General features: G+C 69.2%; 20 protein-coding genes. 6 read left to right on the top strand and 14 right to left on the bottom strand.

Annotated elements, in window-relative coordinates; translation table 11 throughout:
• Positions 1 to 9 precede the first annotated feature (9 nt).
• The 5 genes from J2852_RS02275 to J2852_RS02255 form a co-directional block, all read right to left on the bottom strand.
• On the bottom strand, positions 10 to 918 hold the full coding sequence (locus tag J2852_RS02275) for a lipid A biosynthesis lauroyl acyltransferase (protein ID WP_209870239.1): 909 nt from the start codon (positions 916 to 918) through the stop codon (positions 10 to 12).
• Positions 902 to 1900, bottom strand: coding sequence for a tetraacyldisaccharide 4'-kinase (lpxK, locus tag J2852_RS02270; protein WP_209870237.1), 999 nt, complete (start codon positions 1898 to 1900; stop codon positions 902 to 904). Before lpxK ends, J2852_RS02275 begins: the two co-directional genes overlap by 17 nt.
• Positions 1897 to 3180: a 3-deoxy-D-manno-octulosonic acid transferase gene (locus J2852_RS02265; protein ID WP_209870234.1), complete on the bottom strand. Its 1284-nt coding sequence runs from the start codon at positions 3178 to 3180 to the stop codon at positions 1897 to 1899. The genes lpxK and J2852_RS02265 overlap by 4 nt, the downstream gene beginning before the upstream one ends.
• Before the next feature lie 229 nt (positions 3181 to 3409).
• A complete protein-coding gene (locus J2852_RS02260) occupies positions 3410 to 4408 on the bottom strand; it encodes a glycosyltransferase family 4 protein (RefSeq protein ID WP_209870232.1) in 999 nt (332 codons plus the stop codon).
• A complete protein-coding gene (locus tag J2852_RS02255; RefSeq protein ID WP_209870228.1) occupies positions 4405 to 5214 on the bottom strand; it encodes a UDP-2,3-diacylglucosamine diphosphatase in 810 nt (269 codons plus the stop codon). The genes J2852_RS02260 and J2852_RS02255 overlap by 4 nt, the downstream gene beginning before the upstream one ends.
• A gap of 213 nt (positions 5215 to 5427) precedes the next feature.
• On the opposite strand from J2852_RS02255, the gene J2852_RS02250 reads away from it, so the two are divergent.
• The 3 genes from J2852_RS02250 (at position 5428) to J2852_RS02240 (ending at position 7635) form a co-directional block, all read left to right on the top strand.
• Positions 5428 to 6375 (top strand): diacylglycerol/lipid kinase family protein, encoded by a 948-nt coding sequence (locus J2852_RS02250; protein WP_246499246.1) that lies wholly within the window; start codon positions 5428 to 5430, stop codon positions 6373 to 6375.
• Between the two features lie 136 nt (positions 6376 to 6511).
• On the top strand, positions 6512 to 7018 hold the full coding sequence (locus tag J2852_RS02245; protein WP_209870222.1) for an anti-virulence regulator CigR family protein: 507 nt from the start codon (positions 6512 to 6514) through the stop codon (positions 7016 to 7018).
• A 107-nt stretch (positions 7019 to 7125) separates the two neighbouring features.
• Positions 7126 to 7635 (top strand): hypothetical protein, encoded by a 510-nt coding sequence (locus tag J2852_RS02240; protein WP_209870219.1) that lies wholly within the window; start codon positions 7126 to 7128, stop codon positions 7633 to 7635.
• Positions 7636 to 7681: 46 nt separating this feature from the next.
• Here the strand turns inward: J2852_RS02240 and J2852_RS02235 are convergent, their stop codons facing one another.
• The 8 genes from J2852_RS02235 to J2852_RS02200 form a co-directional block, all read right to left on the bottom strand.
• Positions 7682 to 8101 carry a hemerythrin domain-containing protein gene (locus tag J2852_RS02235; protein ID WP_246499245.1) on the bottom strand — a complete coding sequence of 140 codons (420 nt, stop codon included), beginning with the start codon at positions 8099 to 8101 and terminating at the stop codon, positions 7682 to 7684.
• Between the two features lie 104 nt (positions 8102 to 8205).
• Complete coding sequence (locus tag J2852_RS02230; RefSeq protein ID WP_209870216.1) at positions 8206 to 9561, bottom strand: TldD/PmbA family protein; 1356 nt, start codon at positions 9559 to 9561, stop codon at positions 8206 to 8208.
• 92 nt (positions 9562 to 9653) lie between these two features.
• On the bottom strand, positions 9654 to 10856 hold the full coding sequence (locus J2852_RS02225; protein WP_209870213.1) for a multidrug effflux MFS transporter: 1203 nt from the start codon (positions 10854 to 10856) through the stop codon (positions 9654 to 9656).
• 99 nt (positions 10857 to 10955) lie between these two features.
• The gene (locus tag J2852_RS02220) at positions 10956 to 11384 is read right to left on the bottom strand and encodes a DoxX family protein (RefSeq protein WP_209870210.1); all 429 of its coding nucleotides are present in this window, start codon (positions 11382 to 11384) and stop codon (positions 10956 to 10958) included.
• 174 nt (positions 11385 to 11558) lie between these two features.
• Entirely contained in the window at positions 11559 to 12668 is a 1110-nt protein-coding gene (locus J2852_RS02215; protein ID WP_209870207.1) for a DUF3616 domain-containing protein, read from the bottom strand.
• Positions 12669 to 12808: 140 nt separating this feature from the next.
• Positions 12809 to 14320 (bottom strand): UbiD family decarboxylase, encoded by a 1512-nt coding sequence (locus tag J2852_RS02210; protein WP_209870204.1) that lies wholly within the window; start codon positions 14318 to 14320, stop codon positions 12809 to 12811.
• Between the two features lie 82 nt (positions 14321 to 14402).
• Complete coding sequence (locus J2852_RS02205; RefSeq protein WP_246499244.1) at positions 14403 to 15188, bottom strand: DNA alkylation repair protein; 786 nt, start codon at positions 15186 to 15188, stop codon at positions 14403 to 14405.
• Between the two features lie 61 nt (positions 15189 to 15249).
• Complete coding sequence (locus J2852_RS02200; protein WP_209870201.1) at positions 15250 to 15906, bottom strand: class I SAM-dependent methyltransferase; 657 nt, start codon at positions 15904 to 15906, stop codon at positions 15250 to 15252.
• A gap of 141 nt (positions 15907 to 16047) precedes the next feature.
• On the opposite strand from J2852_RS02200, the gene J2852_RS02195 reads away from it, so the two are divergent.
• Positions 16048 to 16875, top strand: coding sequence for a CHAP domain-containing protein (locus tag J2852_RS02195; protein WP_209870198.1), 828 nt, complete (start codon positions 16048 to 16050; stop codon positions 16873 to 16875).
• Positions 16876 to 16890: 15 nt separating this feature from the next.
• On the opposite strand, the gene ubiA is transcribed toward J2852_RS02195, so the two are convergent.
• Positions 16891 to 17814 carry a 4-hydroxybenzoate octaprenyltransferase gene (gene ubiA, locus J2852_RS02190; protein ID WP_209870195.1) on the bottom strand — a complete coding sequence of 308 codons (924 nt, stop codon included), beginning with the start codon at positions 17812 to 17814 and terminating at the stop codon, positions 16891 to 16893.
• Between the two features lie 244 nt (positions 17815 to 18058).
• Here ubiA and J2852_RS02185 point away from each other — a divergent pair, with 244 nt between their 5' ends.
• The gene (locus J2852_RS02185; protein ID WP_209870192.1) at positions 18059 to 20938 is read left to right on the top strand and encodes a hybrid sensor histidine kinase/response regulator; all 2880 of its coding nucleotides are present in this window, start codon (positions 18059 to 18061) and stop codon (positions 20936 to 20938) included.
• Between the two features lie 189 nt (positions 20939 to 21127).
• Positions 21128 to 21922, top strand: coding sequence for a 16S rRNA (uracil(1498)-N(3))-methyltransferase (locus J2852_RS02180; RefSeq protein ID WP_209870190.1), 795 nt, complete (start codon positions 21128 to 21130; stop codon positions 21920 to 21922).
• The last annotated feature ends 32 nt before the right edge of the window (positions 21923 to 21954 follow it).

Below are 21954 nucleotides of genomic sequence, written 5' to 3'. Positions count from 1 at the left end.
ACAATATCCTCAATCGGGCCAGCGCCGGTGCAGCCACAGCCATTCGGCCGGACGTTCCCGTATCCATTGCTCCAACAGGGCGTTCAGGCGCTCCATCAAAATCCGCGTGTCAGCGTTGCGATCGCCGGTGGCCGGCATCGCGACGGGCGGACAGACGGTAATGCGGAAGCGCGCGCCGTCCAGCCGTTCCGTCCGCACCGGGCACAGCGGAATGCCGAAACGTCCGGCCAACTGCGCCGCCGCCGGGGCGGTCATGGCGGTGCGGCCGAAGAAGGGGACGGGGATGCCGTCGTTCATCTTCTGGTCGATCAGCATGCCGACATGCCCGCCCTGCGACAGGATGCGGATCAGCATGCGGGCGCCGTCCGGCCCCTTGGGGATGTGCGTGCCCGAGGCTGCGCCGCGCAAATCGGTCAGCAGGGCGCCCACCATGGGGTTGTTCGGCGCGCGGTAGACCAGCGCCAGTTCCATCCCCATCTTGCGCGAGGTGACCGACTGCACCTCCCAGTTGGCGAAATGGCCGGACACCAGAATGCCCGCCTTGCCGTCGTCGCGCAGGGACGCGAGATGCTCAGCCCCGACCACCTCGACCCGGCCGTCGGGTCCGCACTCCCCGATCTCGTCCAGATGCGGGTACTCGGCGATGACGCGGCCGAGATTGTCCCACATGCCGCGCAGGATGGCGTCGATCTCCGCGCGGGATTTCTCCGGAAAGGCGCGCTCCAGGTTGCGCCGCGCGGTCTTCGTTCCCGGCAGGAGCGGCCCCACGCTGCGCCCGATCCAGCCGCCAAGGTCCGACGCGCGGTCGAGCGGCAGGGCGCGGAACAGGCGGCAGACGCCGTGGACGAACAGGGCTTCCAGCGGGTGGCCGACCCGACGGATCAGCCATTTCGCCGCCGGGCTACGCGGCTTGGCCATGCGATCCTCCGCGCGTCAGAACGGTGTCGAGCAGGCGGTCCAGCAGCGCCGGCTCCCGCCACACGGCGCGCACGGGCACCACGCGCACCAGGGAGCGCAGCGCGGCCGGCAAGCGGGCGGCGTCCTTGGCAGTGGTCACGGGCATCGCGCCGAGGCCGGCGGCGCGATCCGCCAGGGCCATGATCTCCTCCGGCCGATAGGGGTGATGGTCGGCGAACCCGACCCGCTCCACGACGCGGGCGCCCAGCGCCTCCAGAGTCGCGAAGAATTTCTCCGGCCGGCCGATGCCGGCGAAGGCCAGCACGGCGCGCCCCGACAGGTCCATCGCCTCCCCGGCCGGTTCCAGCCGGGCGTGCAGGACGGGCAAGGCGCCTCCGACCAGCCGTTCCACGCCCGCGCGGTCCTCGCCCATCACGACCACGGCGTCGGCGCGGGCGAGGCCGCACGCTACCGGTTCGCGCAGGGGGCCGGCCGGCACCAGCCGCCCGTTGCCGAAGCCCACGCCGCCGTCCACCACGACCAGCGAGCAATTCTTGGCAAGGCCGGGGTTCTGAAAACCGTCGTCCATGACGATGGCCCCGGCGCCCGCCGCCTCCGCCGCCCGCGCGCCCTCGGCGCGGTCGCGGGCCACCCAGCAGGGGGCGTGCTCGGCCAGCAGCAGGGCCTCGTCGCCGACATCATCGGCACCGTGGCGGGCGAGATCGATCGGCAGTGGCCCGCGCTCGCGTCCGCCGTGTCCGCGCGTCAGGAAATGGGCGGCGACCCCGCGCGCGCGCAGGGCTTCGGCGACGGCGATGCAGACCGGCGTTTTTCCGGCACCTCCGGCGACGAGGTTGCCGACGCACAGCACCGGCACGCCAGCCTCATAAGGAGTGCCCTTCGCCATGCGCAGCCGCCCGGCCAGCCCGTAGAGGGCACCGATGGGAGCCAGCGTCCACGCCGCCAGTCCGGCGGGGCGGTACCAGAAGGCTGGGGTCTTCATGCGGCGGACCGGATACCGGCGGCGCCCAGCACCGGGCTCAGCACGTCCAGGGCCCGGTCCACGATGCGCCGGTTGTCCTCCGTCACGCGGGCGGCGCCCGCCACGATGCGCGCGCGGGCCTCGGTGTCGGCCAGCAGGCGCCCGACTGCCTCGGCCAGCGCGGCGCCGTCGGCCACGGGCAGGGCGCCGCCGGCCGCCTCCAGCTGGTGGGTGATCTCGTCGAAGTTCCACATGTGCGGGCCGTACAGCACCGCACAGCCGAGCTGCGCCGGCTCGACCGGGTTCTGGCCGCCGTGCGGCACGAAGGACCCGCCCATGCACACCACCGGCGCCGTGCGGTAGAACAGCCCCAGCTCGCCCATGGTGTCGGCGACGTGAACGGCGTCGCACGTCCCCGGCAGCGCGCCCTCGCTGCGCCGGGAAACGGACAGGCCCCGGCCGCGCATCAGTTCGGCGATGGCCGCGCCCCGGTGGGCGTGGCGCGGCACCACGACGGTCAGCAGGCCGGGCAGGCGCGGGGCCAGGAATTCGTGCACGGATGCTGCGATCTCGTCCTCGCCGGGGTGGGAGCTGGCGAGCAGCCACAGCGGCCGGCCGCTGCGCGCCGCCTTCAGCGCCGCGATCTGGTCGGCGGGAGCGGGTGGCGGTTCGGCGGAGAATTTCAGGTTGCCGACGCTGGCGACTTCGCGCGCGCCCAGCTTGCGCAGCCGTTCCCCGTCGCCCTCCGTCTGGGCCAGCGTGATCTGGAAGGTGGACAGAAGCGGCCCGATCAGCCCCGACGCGTAGCGCCAGCGCGCGAAGGACCGTTCCGACATGCGTGCGTTGACCAGCGCTGCCGGAATCCCGCGCGCCCGGATGGCCGCCAGCAAGTTCGGCCAAATCTCCGACTCGGTCCACAGCACCACGTCCGGCCGCCAGTGGTCGAGGAAGCGGTTCACCGCCCCCGGCAGGTCCACCGGCACATATTGATGGATGGCCCGCTCCGGCAGCCGCCGTGCCATCAGCTCCGCCGAGGTGACGGTGCCCGTGGTCATCAGCACGGTCAGGCCCGGCTCCCGCTCCAGCAGCTTCGTCACCAGCACGAGGACCGAGTTCGCCTCGCCCACGCTGGCCGCGTGGATCCAGACGAGCCACCCGGCGGGCCGGGGCCGCGAGGGCGCGCCGAAGCGTTCCGCCTGACGGGCGGAGTCTTCCTTGCCGGCGGCGCGGCGGCGGTCGAGATACAGGCGCACCGCCGGCCCGGCGATGGTCGTCAGGCCGCGGTAGAGGGACTGCAGCATTGGGGTCGAAACGTCATCCAACAAAACCAACGCGGCCGGTTTCCCGGCCGCGGCACGCGCGCACCTTAGCACGGGCGGTTGTGGCGGAGGTATGGCTTTGCGTGAGGGTGTCGCGGCGGGCCCCCACCCTAACCCTCTCCCATGCTGCGCACGGGGGAGGGGATCAAGCCCCTTCCCCCGCGAAGTGGGGGAAGGTTGGGATGGGGGCCCCGCTGTCGACGCTTTGCGGTTAGGAAAACGGCCGCAGGTTGGACAGGAACTGCTCCGCTGAGCGGCGCCAGCTGTAGTTCAGCGCGTATTCCCGGCACCGCTCGGCCGGTATGCCCAGCGCCCCTTTCACCGCCCGCCCCAGATCCTCGTCCAGGCAGCCGGTGCCGGAGCCGTTGACCACGTCCAGCGGACCCGGCACGGGGTAGGCCGCGACGGGCACGCCGGACGCCAGCGCCTCCAGCAGGACCAGACCGAAGGTGTCGGTGCGCGAGGGGAATACGAACACGTCGGCTGCGGCGTAATATTGGGCGAGTTCCTCGCCATGCCTGGCGCCGGCCCAGTGCACGCCCGGATATTTCTGCTGAAGATCGGCACGGGCCGGGCCGTCGCCGACGACCACTTTGCTGCCGGGCAGGTCCAGCTTCAGGAAGTCCTCCAGGTTCTTTTCCACCGCCACGCGGCCGACATACATGGCGACGGGGCGGGGAACCTTCAGAAAGGCCTTTTCGCGCGGGCGGAACAGGTCGGTGTCTACACCGCGTGTCCAGCGGCGGATGTTGGAAAAGCCGCGCGCGGTCAGGTCGTTTTCGATGGACTGGGTCGCGACCATCACCGCCGAGGACGGCCGGTGAAAGCGACGCACCACCGCGTAGCTGAACGCCAGGGGCACCGGCAGGCGGTCGCGCACATATTCGGGAAAGCGCGTGTGGTAGGCGGTGGTGAAGGGCTTGCCCCGCTTCAGGCAATAGCGCCGCGCCGCGAAGCCCAGCGGCCCTTCGGTGGCGATGTGGATGCAGTCGGGGCGCAGGGCGTCGATCATCGCCCACAGCCGCCGTCCGGCCCCCAGCGCCAGCCGGATTTCCGGGTATGTCGGCATCGGCACGGTGGGGAAGCGGTCGGGGCCGATGACCTCCACCGTGTGGCCCATGGCCTCCAGTTCGCGGCGGACGGTGCTGATGGTGCGCACCACGCCGTTGACCTGGGGGAACCAGGCGTCGGTGACGATCAGGATGTTCACGCCGCCGCCTTCTCCGCCGTCTTTTCCGGCACCTTCAGCGTGGTGCGCCGGCGCAGCACGTCCGCCCAGTTGATGATTTCGAGCCGTCCGCAGGGATGCTCGACCAAGGCGGTGCAGGACTCGACCCAATCGCCGTCGTTGCAATAGAGGATCCCCTCCAGTTCGCGCATCTCCGCGGTGTGGATGTGGCCGCAGATGATGCCGTCCACCTTGCGCCGCCGGGCCTCATCGCCCAGCGCCTCTTCGTACTTGCCGATGAAATCGACGGCGGTCTTCGCCTTGTGCTTCAGGAAGGCCGACAGCGACCAGTAGGTGAAGCCCAGCTTGCGGCGGACCGCGTTGAACAGGTTGTTCGCGTGCAGCAGGACCACGTAGGCGTTGTCGCCGATGAAGGCGAGCCACTTGGCATACTTCACCACCACGTCGAAGCGGTCGCCGTGGGTGACCAGGAAGCTCCGCCCGTCGGCGGTCTTGTGCACCCACTCTTCCACCACGTGCACGCCGCCGAACTGCAACCCGATGTAGTCGCGGGCGGCCTCGTCGTGGTTGCCGGGGATGTAGTAGACGTGCACGCCCTTGCGCGCCCGGCGCAGGATTTTCTGGACCACGTCGTTGTGCGCCTGCGGCCAGTACCAGCTTTTCCGCAGGCGCCAGCCATCGACGATGTCGCCGACGAGGTAGAGGTGGTCGGACTCGTTGTGCTTCAGGAAATCCAGCAGGAACTCCGCCTTGCACCCGCGCGTTCCCAAATGAACGTCGGAAATCCAGATGCTGCGGTACCGCGTCACACCGGATGAGGCGTCCATGCCCCGCTCCATCGCCGTTGAGACAAGGGATCGTCTGTCGAGGCTCGTATAACCGCGAAATATGGCTATTGACAATGACTAGTGTGCGGCGCACCAATCGGCGCAGTCATTTTGCGAAATCTTGATGGTATTGACACTGTTCTGAAATGAACTCGTCGTTTTGCTGTCATGGGACCGCAACAAACGGCACGTCGGGGTGAAGGGGGCGAATCGTTGCAGGCTTTTTCCGCTGAGGCTTCCGTCCGCACCGCTTTTGAGGCCGCTCCGCGCCGCCGCTTCCTGGTGATCCACAACCCGGTTGCGGGCGCCCGCCGGGCGCGGCGGCTGCGCGCAGTGCTGGAAGTGCTGGAGCAGCGCTTCGGGGCGGAGGTGACGGTGCGCGTCACCACCGGGCGGGGTGACGCCGAGGCGATGGCGCGGGCGGTGACGTCAGGGGCGTTCGACGCCGTGGTGGCCGCCGGGGGCGACGGCACGATCAACGAGGTGGTCAACGGGTTGGGCGCCCGGACGGATGGCGACGCGCCGGTCCCGCTGGGCATCGTGGCGCTGGGGACGGCCAATGTGCTGGCGCATGAGCTGGGCCTGCCGCTCGATCCCGAGGGCACGGCGTCGGTGCTGGCCGGCGGCCGGGCGAGCCCGGTGCATCTCGGCGTGGCGAACGGGCGTGGCTTTGCGATGATGGCCGGCTGCGGCCTCGACGCGCGGGTGGTGGAGCGGGTGGACAGCCGGCTGAAACGCCTGATCGGCAAGGGGGCCTATGTGGCGGAGACGCTGGCGCAGCTCGCCGCCTACCGGAACACGCGCTACCGGGTCACCGTGGACGGGGTGGCGGTGGAGGTCGCCTCGGTGATCGTCGCCAAGGGTCACTTCTACGCCGGCAAATTCGTCTGCGCGCCGGAAGCCCGGCTGACCGACCCGCACCTGCATGTCTGCCTGTTTCCGGGGCCGGGGCGGTGGAACGCCATGCGCTACATCTGGGGCGTCACGGCGGGGCGGCTGCCGCATTTCCGCGACTATCGGATCGTTCCGGCTGGCCGGGTGGTGATCGAGGGGCCGGCCGGCGACGCGGTGCAGGGCGACGGGGACATCATCGCGCGCCTGCCGGTGGAGATTGCGCTGGCACCTTGGACTTTGCCGGTGCTGGTTGGGGGTGTCGGCTGACCCTCATATCCCTTCCTTGCAACAGGACGGCAGCGATCCGCCCGGCTAAATCGATAGGGGAATAGTCGGCGCATGTCGGACGTTTTTGCCTTAGACTTGGCCGCAAAACACATCCTGGGAAGGGAGAGAGGCAACCATGCGGACGTATCGGATCGTGGGCGCCGCGCTGGCGGCACTGCTGCTGGCGGGACCGGCTCTGGCGGAAAAGCCGGACTGGGCCGGCGGGGGTCATGGTGGGGGCCACGGCAAGGGTCACGGGCAGGGACCGGCCGTCATGGACGATGGCGGGCCGGGCCATGGACCCGGACGCGGGAATGGCGGCCAGGGCAAGGAGAAGCATAAGGGCAACGGGCCGGGCGGTGGCGCCACCGTCGTCACCCGCACCGACGTGGACGTGATCCGGCAGTATTTCGTCAGCTATCCGGTCGGCGTGTCGTCGCTGCCGCCGGGCATCGCGAAGAACCTCGCGCGCGGCAAGCCGCTGCCTCCGGGCATCGCCAAGAAGATGGCGCCCATCGAACTGCGCCAGCGCGTCCCCGCCTGCATGAACGGCTGGGAATGCATCCTGGCCGGCGCCGACATGCTGATCCTCGACGCGGTGCACGGCACCATCGCGGACATCATCCGTGGAGTCGTCCGCTGACCCGAAAGCGGGTTATCGAAAGAGTTATGGATGAAAATGCGGTTCGGGGTGTTCGTGTGCATGGGAATCTCCCTGCACGCGAACCGCCGAACCGCGGAGGAACCATCATGGCCCTGTCGGCCCGTCGACTCATCGCCGCCGTGCTCGGCATGCTCCTGGTATCGTCTCCGGCGCTTGCCGACAGGGACAAGCACCATAAGTGGGAACGCCATGGCGGTGACCACCACAAGCACGGCAAGCACAAACACAAGCACCGGGATCACCATGGCCCCGTGGTGATCTACGAGCCGCCCCGCCATTATTACCAGCCCCGCCCCGTGATCGTGGAACGCCGGGTGGTACCGGTCTACCCGAGGGTCGAGCGGCACGTCGTCTACGACTACTTCGCGGTGGAGCCTTACCGCCCGGTCGGTCTGCCGCCGGGCATCGCCAAGAAAATCCGCCGGGGCTATCCGCTGCCGGCCGAGGTGATCTACCAGCCGGTTCCGGTGGCGCTGGTCCAGCGGGTGCCGGCCTGCATGAACGGCTGGCAGTGCATCATGGCCGGCGCGGACATGCTGATCCTGGACGCCGTCCACGGCACCGTGCACGACATCATCCGGGGCGTCGTGCGCTGAGCCGGCCCGCCGGCAATTTCATGCCATAGGGCCGGCTCCATCTCCATCAGGCCGCCGCGCGTTCGGCCAGCGGGTAGAGTTGCCGGTCCTCCCGCTCAATGCGGGTCTTCAGCAGGGTCAGCACCTCGCGCGTCTCGCTCACGAAGCGCGCGGGGTCCTTGGCGATGGCCATCGGCCCCGGCCACGCCTTGCGGTAGGCGTCGAAGCGCGTCTTCAGCCCGCCCATCTCGTTCTGGAAGGCCGTCGCCATCCGCCGCACCTCGGCGTTGCTGTCCTGGGCAAGGCGCGGGTAGAGCGCCTGATCCTCGATGGTCAGGTGGACCGAGAATTTGCCGAACAGCTGCAGCACGTCGGCGGAGACGCCCGCCGGGTTCGCGGCGATCCGCGCCGGGTCGAGCTGGCCTTCGATGCGCGCGGCCAAGGCGCGGACCTCGCCATGATGCTCGTAGAATTTCGCCATGTTCATCGCCAATACCCTCCTGCTTTGGTTGGTCTTTGGCAATGGTTATGGCACGGGGCGCAAACGCCGACTTTGTCCGGCATCAAACAGACGTTTGCGCCCGTCTCGGGTCACATGCCCGCGATGGTCATGCCGTCGATGCGCACCGTCGGGGCGTCCATGCCGAAGCGCAGCTCCAGGTCGCTCGCCGGCTCCATGTTCAGGAACATGTCTTTCAGGTTGCTGGCGATGGTCAGCTCGGTCACCGGGTAGGCGATCCGGCCCTTCTCGATCCAGAAGCCGCCGGCGCCCCGGCTGTAGTCGCCGGTCACGCCGTTGACTCCCATGCCCATCAGTTCGGTGACGTAGAAGCCGTCTTCGATCTCGGCCAGCAGCTCGTCGCGGCTGCGCTTGCCGGCGACCATGTAGACGTTGGCCGGCGCCGGACCCGGCGGGCCGGAGGTGCCGCGCGCCGCATGGCCGGTGGTGCTCAGGCCCAGCTGCCGCGCCGAACGCAGGTCGAGCAGCCAGGTGGTCAGCCGGCCTTCCTCGATCAGATTGCGCCGCGTGGTCGCCACGCCTTCCGCGTCGAAGGGGCGGGAACGCAGGCCGCGCTTCACATGGGGATCGTCGACGATGGTGACGCTTTCCGGGAAGATGCGCTGGCCCATCTTGTCCTTCAGGAAGCTGGTGCCGCGCGCGATGCTCGGCCCGCTGATGGCGCCGGTCAGGTGGCCCAGCAGCCCGCGCGAGACGCGCGGGTCGAACACCACCGGCACCTTGCAGCTCTTGACCCGGCGCGGGTTCAGGCGGCGCACGGCGCGCTCGCCGGCCTCGCGCCCGATCTCGGCGGCCGAACGCAGGTCGGAGCCATAAACCTTGCTGTCGTAGTCGTAGTCGCGCTCCATCCCTGTGCCCGTCCCGGCCAGAACCGAGACCGACAGGGACTGCCGCGACACGCCGTAGCTGCCGGCGAAGCCGTTCGACGCGGCGATGGCGATGGTGGAGCGGCTCCAGCCGGCGTCGCCGCCTTCGGAGTTGGTGACGCCCTCGACCGCCAGCGCGCTTTCCTCGGCGATGCGGGCGCGCTCGATCAGCAGTTCGGTAGCCGGCTCCTCCGGATCGAGCACGTCGAGGTCGGGGAATTCACGGGCCAGCTGCTCGGGGTCGGCGAGGCCGGTGAAAGGATCCTCCGGAACCACGCGTGCCATGGCGACGGCGCGCTCCACCAGCTCGTCCAGCGCCTTGGCGCTGCGGTCGGTGGAGGAGACGATGGCCTGCCGCTTGCCGACGAAGACGCGCAGCCCCAGGTCGCCCGATTCGGACCGCTCCAGCTTTTCCGCTTTGCCGAGTCGCTGGCTCAGCGACACCGAGGCGCTGTCGAACAGCACGGCATCGGCGGCATCCACCCCGGCGCGCTTGGCCTTGGCGATCAGGTCCTCCAGCAGATTCAGCACGTCAGGTTGCGAGGTGGTCGAAACGGGCATCAAGGCTCTCCGCTAGGTCTTCGGCCTGTCTAACAAATTCGGGTCACCTAGCAAATGGGAGCGCCGGGCTGAAGAGGAAGGGGCATATCGCCTCAGGCGCCGTCTCGGAGGTCGCCTGGGGGGCGCCGTCGGGCGTAGGCGAAGGCGGCGAAGGCCGCGACGTTCGCTACCACCATGCCGATGGCCATCGTGTAGGGCTCCCCCGCACGCAGCGCGCCGACGCCGGTCGAGACCACCGCCCCCAGCCCCATCTGGAAGAAGCCCAGCAGGCCCGACGCGGTGCCGGCCAGCCGGGGTTCCGCGCTGACGGCGGCGGTCATGGAGGTCGGCATGACCAGCCCGTTGCCCAGGCACATGATGGTGGCCGGCAGGTACAGCGACCACACGGAGAAGATTCCGGCCGGCAGCAGAGCCAGGGTAACCAAGGGTCCGGCTAGCGACAGCGCCATCCCGACCAGCATCAGCCGCTCTGCCGTCACGCGCCCGATCAGCCGCGACACCAGGATGTTGCCGGCCATGTAGCCGACGGACAGCAGCACGAACAGCAGCCCGTACTCGCTGGGCGACCGCCCCAGCATCTGCACGGTGGCGTAAGGCGCGCCAGCCAGGAAGGCGAAGAAGCTCGCCGTGCTCAGCGTCGACAGCAGCGCATAGCCGAGGAACTGCGGCTTGGCCAGCAGCCCCCGGTAGGCCTGGACCAGCGCCATAGGGCCGGGCAGGGGGGTGGGGTCGTTGTGCGTTTCCGGCAGCGCCTTCAGGCCGGCGGCCAGCACCAGCGCGCCGAAGGCGGCGATCAGGATGAAGCCCGCGCGCCAGCCGGCCCATTCCTCCAGGAAGCCGCCGATGACCGGGCCAACCATGGGCGCCACCGCCATGCCGGCGATGACGGCGGCCAGCACGCGGGTCGCCTGGTCGCGGTCCCAGGCGTCGCGGACGATGGCGCGGCCGATCACCATGCCGGCGCAACCGCCGACCGCCTGCACGACGCGGCCGACGATCAGCGCGCCGATGCCAGGCGCCAGCGCGCAGGCCGCGCTTGCCCCCAGATAGAGCGCAACCCCGGCCAGCAGCACCGGCCGCCGCCCGAAGCGGTCGGACAGCGGCCCGTAGACCAGCTGCCCGACGGCGACGCCGATCAGGTACAGCGACAGGGTGAGCTGCACCGTGGCGTGGTCGGTGTCGAAGAGGGCCACCAGCCCCGGCATGCTGGGCACGAACAGGTTGAGCGCCAGCGGGCCGGTGGCCGTGGCGGCGACCAGCAGCCAGACAGGCGGTCGTCGATTGGAAAGGGACATGAAAACCAAAAGGCAGCGTGCGGGGAGGCCGGAGCCTACCCGCACGCCTTACCGTTCAGAAGCCGTATTTCCGAAACCCTTCCTTGTGCGGATCGGGCTTTACGCCAGCCGGCGCGGGGCCGAACGCTCGACCGCCGGGAGCTTCAGGGCGAAGGCACCGTCGCCCAGCAGGGCCTGCACGCCGAGCAGCACGGTCCAGAAGACCGGGAATTCCCAACCGCCGCCCGGCGCGGAGAACAGCCAGCCGTTGCCGATGTGCTGCAACGTGGCGCCGATCATGATCGGCAGCAGGGCCAGCGCGATCCAGCGGGTGTAAACACCGGCGATCAGCAGAAGGCCGCCGCCGATCTCGCCCAGGATGACGAGGTACGCGAAGAAGCCCGGATAGCCGATGCTCTCGAAATAGGCGGCGGTGCCGGACACGCCGAAGGTGAAGACCTTCAGCAGCAGCCCGTGGGCGATGAACAGAAGGCCCAGGCTGACGCGGAGAATGAGGGCGGCGTAGGGGGCGGTGCGGTTGTCGATCATGGCGTGGTCTCCTTGTCCCGAGGGGTGGCCCCAGCGAGATGATCAGGGGGCCGGTTCGTCTGAAGACAAAGATAGCTGTGTCGTTCGGCGGGATAATCAGCGGCGATGGACAATGATTGTTGCTGCATAGAGGACGATTGTCCCTCTCCCGCCGGGGGCGGGGGAGGGGAAAATTCACGCCAGGAACGCGTTTGCCGGATCGTAGCGGGACGGCAGCGCGAACAGGTCGGCGTCCACGCTCGTGCCCTTCAGCCGCTCCTTGCCCGGACTGTCGTAGACCACCAGCAGCGTCGGCACGGCTCCGTCCCGCTCGATCCGCGCAAACCCCTCGGCGTGGTCGAAGCCCGTGCCGAACGGCAGGTCCAGCAATCGCACCAGCCGGTCGCGTGGAACGATGGTCTCCGCGGCGATGCTCAGCGCGTCGGTCCAGCGCCACACCGTCACCGGTCCATCCAGATCCATGGTCGGCCCGGCCAGGATGACCAGATCCTCGCCGTCGAAGGTCAGTTCCCGGATGCCGAGTCCATCCAGATCGACGAAATGCTTGCGGTACTTCTCGCCGTTCACACCGATGCGCCGCAGCTTCAGCCGGTCCGGCCTGTTCGGGTTTTCCGTGACCTGAAGCTCCAGAATGCAGGCCCAGCCACGCAGCACCGGCCCGCGCAGGCCCAGGAACACGCGGTCGCCGTGCGCCGTGATCCCTTCGATGTCGAAGCCGTTTTCCTTGGCCGGCACAGTCACGAAACGGGCGAGGTGCTCGTCCTTCTTCAGCGCCTTGGTCAGCGCGTTGCCGCCGTTGCGAAACTTCAGGCAGCGCGCCTTGCGGTCGCCGTCCTCGCGCACGGGAACCGGCAGCCCATCCGCCCCGGTCCGCAGCGGCATCCGCCCCAGCAGGAAACGGTTCGGATCGCACCGCACCTCGGTCAGACGCGCCAGCGACTGGGTGTCGTCCTCGCTCTTCTTAGGCTTCTCCCGCGCCAGACTGTGCGAGCCGACGACCCACAGCCAGCCGTCCCGCGCGCTCAGCCCTTCAATGTCCGCTTCGTCCTCTCCGGCGCCGTCCGCCGGCAGGTCGAAAAACTCTTTCAACGGAAAGGCCGCGTCCTCGTTGTAGGCGTTGCCGCCATCCCCGGACACCAGCCGCACGACTTCCGCCCCTTCGTCCGCCGCCGCGAACAGGCAGTTGCCGACTCGCTCCACGACCGACAAATCCTCGGCCGTCGCGCTGCCGGCCCGGAAGTTCAGGCGGACGGTGCTGAGCGGTGCGGCGATCTCGCGGGACATAAACCCTCCAGAGAAAACTGTCGCGGCGGGCCCCCACCCTAACCCTCCCCCACCTTGCGGCGGGGGAGGGGACCAAGCCCCTTCCCCCGCGAAGTGGGGGAAGGTCGGGATGGGGGCCCGCCGCAACAACGCCCCAAAACCTACTTCCAGATCGGCGTCCCGCTGCCCGGCAACCCGTAGGACGCCCATTTGCGCGACACCTCGTCCACCACGTCCTGGTCCATGCGGATCTTTTGGCCCCACTCGCGCTTGGTCTCCGGCGGCCACTTGTTGGTGGCGTCCAGCCCGACCTTGCCGCCGAGGCCCGACTCCGGGCTGGCGAAGTCCAGATAATCGATGGGCGTGCCTTCGATAACGGTGATGTCGCGCGCCGGGTCCATGCGGGTGGACATCGCCCACATCACGTCCTTCCAGTTCCGCGCGTCGATGTCGTCGTCCACGACGATCACCCACTTCGTGTACATGAACTGGCGCAGGAACGACCACACGCCCATCATCACGCGCTTGGCGTGTCCCGGATAGGCCTTCTTCATGCTGACCACCGCGATGCGGTAGGAGCAGCCCTCCGGCGGCAGCCAGAAATCGACGATCTCCGGGAACTGCTGGGTCAGCAGGGGGATGAACACCTCGTTCAGCGCCTCGCCCAGCACCGAGGGCTCGTCGGGCGGGCGGCCGGTGAAGGTGGACAGGTAGATGGGCGTGCGCCGCATGGTCATCGCCGTGACGGTGAAGACCGGGAAGGGCTCGACCGAGTTGTAATAGCCGGTGTGGTCGCCGTAGGGACCCTCGTCGGCGTATTCGTCCAGGCTGACGTGACCTTCCAGCACGATTTCGGCCTGCGCCGGCACCTTCAGCGGCACGGTCTTGCAGTCCACCAGCTCCACCTTCTTGCCGCGCAGCAGGCCGGCGAACTGGTATTCCGACAGCGTGTCGGGGACGGGGGTGACGGCGGCCAGGATGGTGCCGGGGTCGGCGCCCAGCACGACGGCGCAGGGCAGGGGTTCCTTCTTGCCGCTCTCCTGCCAGCGGTGATGATGCTGCGCACCGCCGCGATGCTTCAGCCAGCGCATGATGGTCTTGTTCTTCCCCAGCACCTGCATGCGGTAGATGCCGAGGTTGAAGTCGTCCTCGCGCTTGCCGGTCGGTCCCTTGGTCACCACCAGCGGCCATGTGATGAGCGGCGCCGGCTCGCCCGGCCAGCAGCTCTGCACCGGCAGGCGGCCGAGGTCGATCTGGTCGCCGGTCAGCACCACCTCCTGGCAGGGGGCCGAGCCGACCGTCTTCGGCTTCATCGACAGCACGGTCTTGGCGAGCGGGATCAGTTCAAGCGCCTCGCGGAAGCCGCCCGGCGGCTCCGGCTGCTTCAGGAAAGCCAGAGTCTCGCCGACCCCGCGCAACTCGTGCGGCTCGCGGTCCATGCCCCAGGCGACGCGCTCGACCGTGCCGAACAGGTTGACCAGAACCGGCATCTCCGAGCGCGTGCCGTCCGCCTTAATGACGTTCTCGAACAGCACCGCCGGGCCGCCCTCGGCCAACAGGCGGGTCTGGATCTCGGTCATTTCCAGGACGGTGGACACCGGTTCCTTCACCACCACCAGCCGTCCGGCCTTCTCCAGCCGGTCCATGAAGTCGCGCAGGGAGGTGTAGGGCATCGGTTCGTCCGTGATGGCTGTCGTGGCGGGGGCGTCCAGTTTCGGTGCCTAGCATCGGCGCGGAGGGCGCCGCGTCAAGGGTTTACTCCCGCCCCACGCTCCGCAGCGCCCGCCGCACGATGTAGCGCGTCGCCGGTGCCGGGCTTTCCGCCTCCCAACGCGCGCAGAGTTCCCGCACCCAGTCCGGCCATGTCTTCGCCGCGTCGTTCAGCCAGTTCGCCACCGAGTCTTGCACATAGCGCGCTGGGTCGGCCCGCAGCGGTTCCAGCACCGCCAGCCCGCGTGCGGGGTCTTCTTTCAGGATGCCGATGTGTCCGCACCAAACGCCGCGCGGGCGGGTGGCCTCGCTGGCAAAGCGGCGCACCCGTTCCGACGCGTCACCGGTCCAGGGTGTCAGCAGGCCCACCGCGTCGTCGATCCGCTCCGCGATGTGTGGACGCAGGGCCAGCCACGCCCATTCCCGCACGCCGAAATGCGGATCGTCGGCCAGCGGGCGGCCCCGCTCCAGCCGCTCCGCCAGCGTCAGCCCCGGCATCGCCGCGAGCGCGTAGCAGGCCCAGCCGCGCACCGTGTCCGACGGGTGTGCCCCCAGCCGCTCGACGGCATCCGGTCCGAGCGCCTCCAGCGCGCCGACGCCGGCCGCCGCCATGCGCTTGGTGACTCCGTCCTTCGGATCGAAGCGAAGCCCACCGGCGGCTTCCGGCACCGCCGCCCCGAACAGTGCGGTGAAATCGATCGCGAGCGATTCGGCCAAGGTTGCGGTCTCGCGGCGGCCGGCGTTCAGGTCGGCCAGCACATCGGCCGGAATGTCGGCCATCCGGGTCGCGCCCTTGCGGGGCGCCTCGCTCGATCGGGTTTTGGTGTTCATGGTATGTTCGATACACCAAAGACGCGAGCGGAGCAACGCCCGTGCGCCATGGGGCAGGCGATCATTCCGGCAGAAGGCGCCAGATGACCGTGTCCCGCGTCTCGCGGTCCTCCAGCTCCAGGGAGGTCGGAACCGTGTAGCCGCCGACGCGCTCGATCCCCGTGGTAGGGACATAGGCGCGGCCCGGATCGCCCAGCAGCACCAACGTCCCTGTTGCCGCGATGGTGCGCAGCCACGTGGTCACCCGTTCGGCCATGGGCCGCTCGTAGCAGACGTCGCCCGCCAGCACGACGTCGATCCCCGGCAACTCGCGCCCGACCAGATCGGCGCTGACCGCCTTCACCTCCACCCCGTTCGCCTCGGCGTTCAGGCCGATGGCAGCCAGCGCGAAGCGGTCGATGTCGCAGGACTGCACGCGCGCCGCCCCGGCCAGTTTCGCGGCGATGCCCACCAGCCCGGTGCCCGCCGCGAAGTCGAGGACCGACTTGCCCGCCACCAGCTCCGGCCGGTCGAGGACGAGGCGCGCCACCGCCTGTCCGCCCGGCCATGCGAAGGCCCAGTAGGGCGGGGGCAGGTCGGACGCTGCCAGCACTTCCTCAGTCGCCTGCCACAACGGCGTGACCTCGGTCGCCAAATGAAGACGTATTTCCGGCAGCAGCGGAGTCGTCGCGACCGTGGTGTTGGTCCGGATGAAGTCGACGGGGGAAGAATTGTTCATGCGAGGATTCTCGGTGATTCGGCGGGGCGGGCGATGATCTGTCCACAACCGTTTTTGGTTACATAATTCAAACGGAGTAGACACACCGGGGCTCCCGTGTTACCCAATCGAAAGGGGGAAGACAAAGGATAAGGGGGATTCATGCGGTCGAAGGGAATCGCATACGGCCTTTCGTTCGCTGCGTTCATCGCGTTTAGCCCTGTCATCATATCCCAGGCCGCGGCCCAGGATGGCGACTGTGTTCGCACGGTTCGGGCAATCTCCGATTTCACAATCCAAGGCGACGCCTGGAAGTGGTGGGATCGCGCCGCCGGTCAGTACGACCGCGACAAGCAGCCGGCGCTCGGTTCGGTCCTCGTCTTCAAGCGGACGGGCCGCCTCAGCCGGGGCCATGTTTCCCTCGTCAGCAACGTCATCGACCGCCGCACCATCGAGGTGGACCACACCTGGCTGGACGGCACCGGCCTGCGCCGCAACATGCGGGTCGTGGACGTGTCGCCGCACAACGACTGGACGGCCGTCCGCGTCTGGCATGAGCCGTCGGACCAGCTCGGCCTGCGCGTCTACGCCTCCTACGGCTTCATCCTGCCGGAAGGGCAACCGGCCCGTGGCCGCGTGATGGAAGCCCGCAGCTCGGGCATCGACACCGGTTTCACCGTCACCCCCACCGGGCGTGGCGCCGCCAAGCGGGACGCCGACAAAACCCGTCTGCTCCAGGCCTCGGCCAAGCCGCACATGGTCGCGGTGCCCGGCCGCAAGCCGCAGATCCTCACCGCCTCCTACACCCCGGCTCCGGCGAAGACGGAAGACACCGTCGTGTCGGTCCTGCCGCGCCGCAAGCCCACCGTTCCCAGTGTCGCGAAGGGCGCCGCCGTGAAGGGCGAGGTCGCCTCGGTGGAGGGTCTGCGCACCGTGATGCCTGGCCGCAAGCCCGGCTCCGGCGCGGTCGCCGAACTGATCCAGGACTGAATCTAGAGTTCTTCTCTAGATTTTCCCGGCCAGGATCGCCGCCAGGACCAGCCAGCCGACCCAGCGGTTGGACTTGAACTTGTCCAGGCAGTCGGTCTGGTCGTCGGGCCGCCAAGTCCCCACCTGCCAGGACAGCTGAAGCGCCGCCGCCATCAGCACCGGCAGGAAGAACGGCCCCAGCCCGGCCAACCGCCCGGCCAGCCCGATCCCCACGAAGGTCAGGGTGTAGAAGCCGTAGATCCAGATCTTGCTCTGGTCGCCCAGCCGCAGGGCGGTGGACTTGACCCCGATGCGGGCGTCGTCCTCCTTATCCTGGTGGGCGTAGATGGTGTCGTAGCCCAGCGTCCAGACGATTCCCGCCGCGTACAGCACCAGCGCCGGCCAATCCAGTTCGCCCCGGACCGCCGTCCAGCCCATCAGAGCGCCCCAGTTGAAGGTCAGGCCGAGAAAGGCCTGCGGCCACCAGGTGATCCGCTTCATCAGCGGGTAGGCGAAGACCAGCAGCAGCGACAGCACACCCAGCCCGATGCTGAACAGGTTCAGCTGCACCAAAATGGCCAGCCCGATCAGCAGTTGCAGGGCGAGGAAGACCAGCGCCTGCTTGACGGTCACCTGCCCGGAGGGGATCGGCCGGCTCCGCGTCCGTTCCACCATGGCGTCGAAATCGCGGTCCAGGATGTCGTTGACCGTGCAGCCGGCGCCCCGCATGACCACGGCGCCGATGCCGAACAGAGCCATCAGCCACAGGTCGGGCGTGCCCTGGCCAGCCAGGGCGATGCTCCACCAGCCGGGGAACAGCAGCAGCCACGTCCCGATCGGCCGGTCGAGCCGGGCCAGCCGCAGGTAGGGACGCAGCGGCTCCGGAGCGAATCGGTCGATCCACCCGCCGCGCCGGATGTCCGTGAATTCACCGGGGGCGGGGGAGGCGGGGCTGGTCATGGCAGGCTCCGACGGAAAAGGCTCGGACGATGGTCGTAGGCCGGCAACCTAACGGCCTCATACTGGTGGGGCAAGGTTGCGGGAAGCCGGACCTGGGATGTGGAAAAGGCTTGCCGTTTCCGAAGTACCCTGGATACTCGTATCGACTCTGAACAACAAGGCGGACGGCGCGCGAACGCTCCGGAACCCGCCGAGCCGAACCGAAGGCCTCCATGACGACCGGCCGAATCGAAGGTTCCTTCTTATGCTGAGCGCGCGGCAACTGGCGCTGCTGGCGGTGGTGACTCTGCTGCCGGTTGCCGTCTTCGCGGCGATCACGCTGTCGATCCTCCAGGAAAGCGAACGCGGCGTTCTGGAGGAACAGCTGCGGCAGAGCGCGCGGACCACGGCCGCAGCGGTGGAGCGGGAGATCGCCCAGGAACTGGCCGCCTTGACCACGCTGGCGAGTTCGGACGCGCTGGAGCGGGGCGACCTGACGGCCTTCGATATTCAGGCGCGCCGCGCGGTGGCGATCCGTCCCAGTTGGGAACTGGTCATCCTGACGGATCGCGACCGGCAGTTGGTGAACACCCGCTTCGCGTTCGGGGAAGCATTGCCCCCGCCGCTCGACCTGCCCAGCATCGCCGAGGTCTTCGAGACCGGAAAGCCGCAGGTCACCGGGGTCCGCGTTCAGCCGGCGTGGCGGCCGGACGCCATGGTGGGCCTGCGCGTTCCGGTGGTCCGCGACGGCAAGGTCGTCCAGGTGCTGAGCGCCATCCTGCCTGCCTGGAGCTTCCACGGCCTGCTTAAGGATCACATCGTCGCCGAGGGCGGACGGATCACGATGGTGGACCGCGACAACCGCATCGTCGCGCGGAGCCATTCGGCGGAGGCTGACGATCCGCTCATCGGCAAACTGCCGACCGATTCGGTGCTGGAGGGCTTGCGGGCCGGCGACGGTCTGTACGAGGCGGTCGCGGCGGATCGGGAACGCTTCCTGCTCGCCCAGGCCGCCGTGCCGCAGAGCGGCTGGGCGGTGCTGGCCGGCGCGCCGCACCGGGTGGTCATGGCGCCGCTGGTGCGCAGCCGGCTGTTCCTGTTCGGGGGCGGCGGGCTGGCGCTGGTCCTGGCGGCCCTGTTCGGGGCCGGGCTGATCGCCGCCTTCACCCGCCGGCAGGAGGCCGAGCGGCGGCTGGAAGCCTTGCAGGCCGAGAAGGTGGCCGAGCAGCGTCTGGCCGACATCGCGGCCAACTTCCCCGGCGTGATCTTCCGGCGCGTCCTGTATCCCGACGGTCGCATGACCTACCCCTACATCAGCGACACCGTGGCCGGCTTCCTTGGCTACCGGGTCGAGGAGCTTCACGGGCGGACCTTCGATCCGGCCGAAATCGGCCAGCGGATGGAGCCGGAGACGGCCAAGCGCTGGCGCGATGCCGTCGAGCGTTCCGCGCGGACGCTGGAGCCCATGCATCTGGACGGCACGATCATCGACGGGCGAGGGCGCCCGCGCCGGGTCCGCTCCCATTCCACCACCCGCAGGGACGCGGACGGCTCGGTGGTGTGGGACGGCGTGCTGCTGGACGTCACCGACCTGCACGAGGCCGAACGCGCCCGGCGCGAGGGGGAGGACCGGCTGGCCTTCGCCCTGGACGGGGCGCGCGCGGGCCTCTGGGATTGGGACGTCGTGACCGACCGCGTCACATGGTCCGAAGGGATGTGGCGCCTGTTCGGGTACGGCCGGCCCATGGGCGAACCGACGCCGGACGCCATCGACCGGGTCCTCCACCCCGACGACCGCGACGCCTTCTGGCGCGCGAACCGCACGGCCAAGGACAGTGGCGCGCCGTTGCGGGTGGAGTTCCGCGTCGTCCACCCCGACGGCGAGGTCCGCTGGATCGGGGCCATCGGCCGGTGCGTCGTGGACGAGGCCGGCCGCACGGTGCGCATGACCGGCCTGGACATCGACATCACCGACCGCAAGCGCATCGAGGACGAGCTGCACCACGCCAAGGAGGAGGCGGAGCGCGCCAGCGTCGCCAAGTCCAAGTTCCTGGCCGCCGCCAGCCACGACCTGCGCCAGCCGGTGCAGTCGCTTCTGTTCTTCTCCCACGTGCTGTCCGAACGGCTGGCCGGGCACGGCGCGCAGGAGCTGGTCGGGACGATGCAGCAGGCGCTGGACGCGCTGAAGGGGCTGCTCGACGGCATTCTCGACTTGTCCAAGCTGGACGCCGGCGTGGTGGACGTGCGGCGCGAGACGGTGCCGCTTTCGCCCCTGCTGAACCGGATCGGGGCCGAATACGCGCCGCGCTTCGCCCAGAAGGGGCTGACGCTGAAGGTTCTGGCCGGGGACGCGGCGGTGGAAAGCGATCCGACTCTGCTCGGCCGCATCGTTGGCAACCTCGTCGAGAACGCGCTGAAATACACCACCAAGGGTGGCGTGCTGATCGGCTGCCGGCGGCGCGGCGATCACCTGCGCATCGAGGTGTGGGACACCGGCATCGGCATCCCGCCCGGCCGGCTGGACGACATCTTCGAGGAGTTCGTCCAGATCGGCAATCCGGAGCGCGACCGCACGCAGGGTCTCGGCCTCGGCCTCGCCATTGTGAAGCGCTTGTCCCGGCTGCTCGGCCATCCGATGTCGGTGCGCTCGGTGCCGGGACGCGGTTCGGTCTTCGCGGTCACGGTGCCGCGCAAGGCCGGGGTGGTGGCCGTGCCCTGTGCCGCCAGCGGCCAGGGACAGGGGGTGGTCGCTTTGATCGACGACGAGGCGATCATTCTGGAGGGCATGCAGGCCATGCTGGACGCCTGGGGTTTCCGGGTGATCGCGGCCAGCGACCTGGACACGGCGCGGGAACTGCTGGCCGAGGCCGGCGTGGCGCCCGACGCGGTGGTGGCCGACTACCGCCTGCGGGGCGGGCGGACGGGCGGCGAGGCGATCCAGGCGATGCGCACGGCCTATGGCGCCGATCTGCCGGCCGTCGTCCTGACCGGCGACACCGGGCCGGAGCTGGAAGCGGAGGCGAGGCGCGCCGGCTTTGCCGTGCTGCACAAGCCGGTGCGGCCGGACGCCCTGCGCCGGCTGTTGCGCGAGCTGATCCAGGCGGGCGGCCGCGAGTCCCGCGCAATTCGTCGGGCCGCGGATTGATACGGCCGGCGCATGAATGGTTCATGATCGGCCGGCCGTATCCCCCTCTCGCACTTTGCGCAGCAAAGTGCTGCCGGGTTCGAACCGAGGCGTTTGATGAAAGTCATCAAACGCCTTCGGTATGAGCGGACCGCTCGCGGTGTGGGGGTGCTTGCCGCTATAGTCGGGGCCGCACACCGGAGAGTGACAATGGCCGAGCACCCGCCTTTTCCTTCGCCGAAAACCCGTCTGTACGTCGACAGTCCGCTGGCCGAGGGGCAGGCGGTCGGGCTCGACCACGAGCGGGCGCATTTCCTGCGTCATGTCCTGCGGCTCGACAAAGGGGACGTGGTGGCCGTGTTCAACGGCCGGGACGGGGAATGGCTGGCGGCCATCGACGGGTTCGGCAAAGGCTGGTGTTCTCTGACCGTGTCGGCGCAGCGGCGCCCGCAGCAGGGCGAACCGGACCTGTGGCTGCTGTTCGCGCCGATCAAGCGGGGGCGAATTGACTTTATCGCCGAGAAGGCCAGCGAGCTGGGCGCCTCGCGCATCTGGCCGGTCTTCACCCGACGCACCGATCCGAACCGGGTCAACACCGACCGCCTGCGCGCCAACGCCATCGAGGCGGCTGAGCAATGCGAGCGGCTGACCGTGCCGGAACTGTCCGAACCGGTGCCGCTGGACAAGGCGCTGGCCGGCTGGCCCGAGGAGCGTACGCTGTACCTGTGCGCCGAGGCCGGGCACGTACGGCCCATCGCCGAGGCGATGCGGGCGCGGCCCCGTGGACCGGCGGCCTTCCTGGTCGGGCCCGAGGGCGGGTTCCAACAGTCGGAACTTGACGAAATTTGTAAACTACCCTTTGTTGTCCCGGTTGGTCTGGGCCCCCGGATCCTGCGCGCCGACACGGCTGTGGTCGCGGCGCTGGCCTGCTGGCAGGCGCTTTCGGGGGATTGGACGGCGGAAGACGGCGACACCCGGCCGCCTTTCCGTTCCCCGGCTGTTTAATCGGCTGTTCTGATTTTTCACGGCATTTCCGC

The organism is Azospirillum soli (genome assembly GCF_017876165.1).
Classification (GTDB): domain Bacteria; phylum Pseudomonadota; class Alphaproteobacteria; order Azospirillales; family Azospirillaceae; genus Azospirillum; species Azospirillum soli.
Note: the sequence above shows the minus strand (reverse complement) of the source record. Positions and strands in the feature narration are given on the sequence as shown.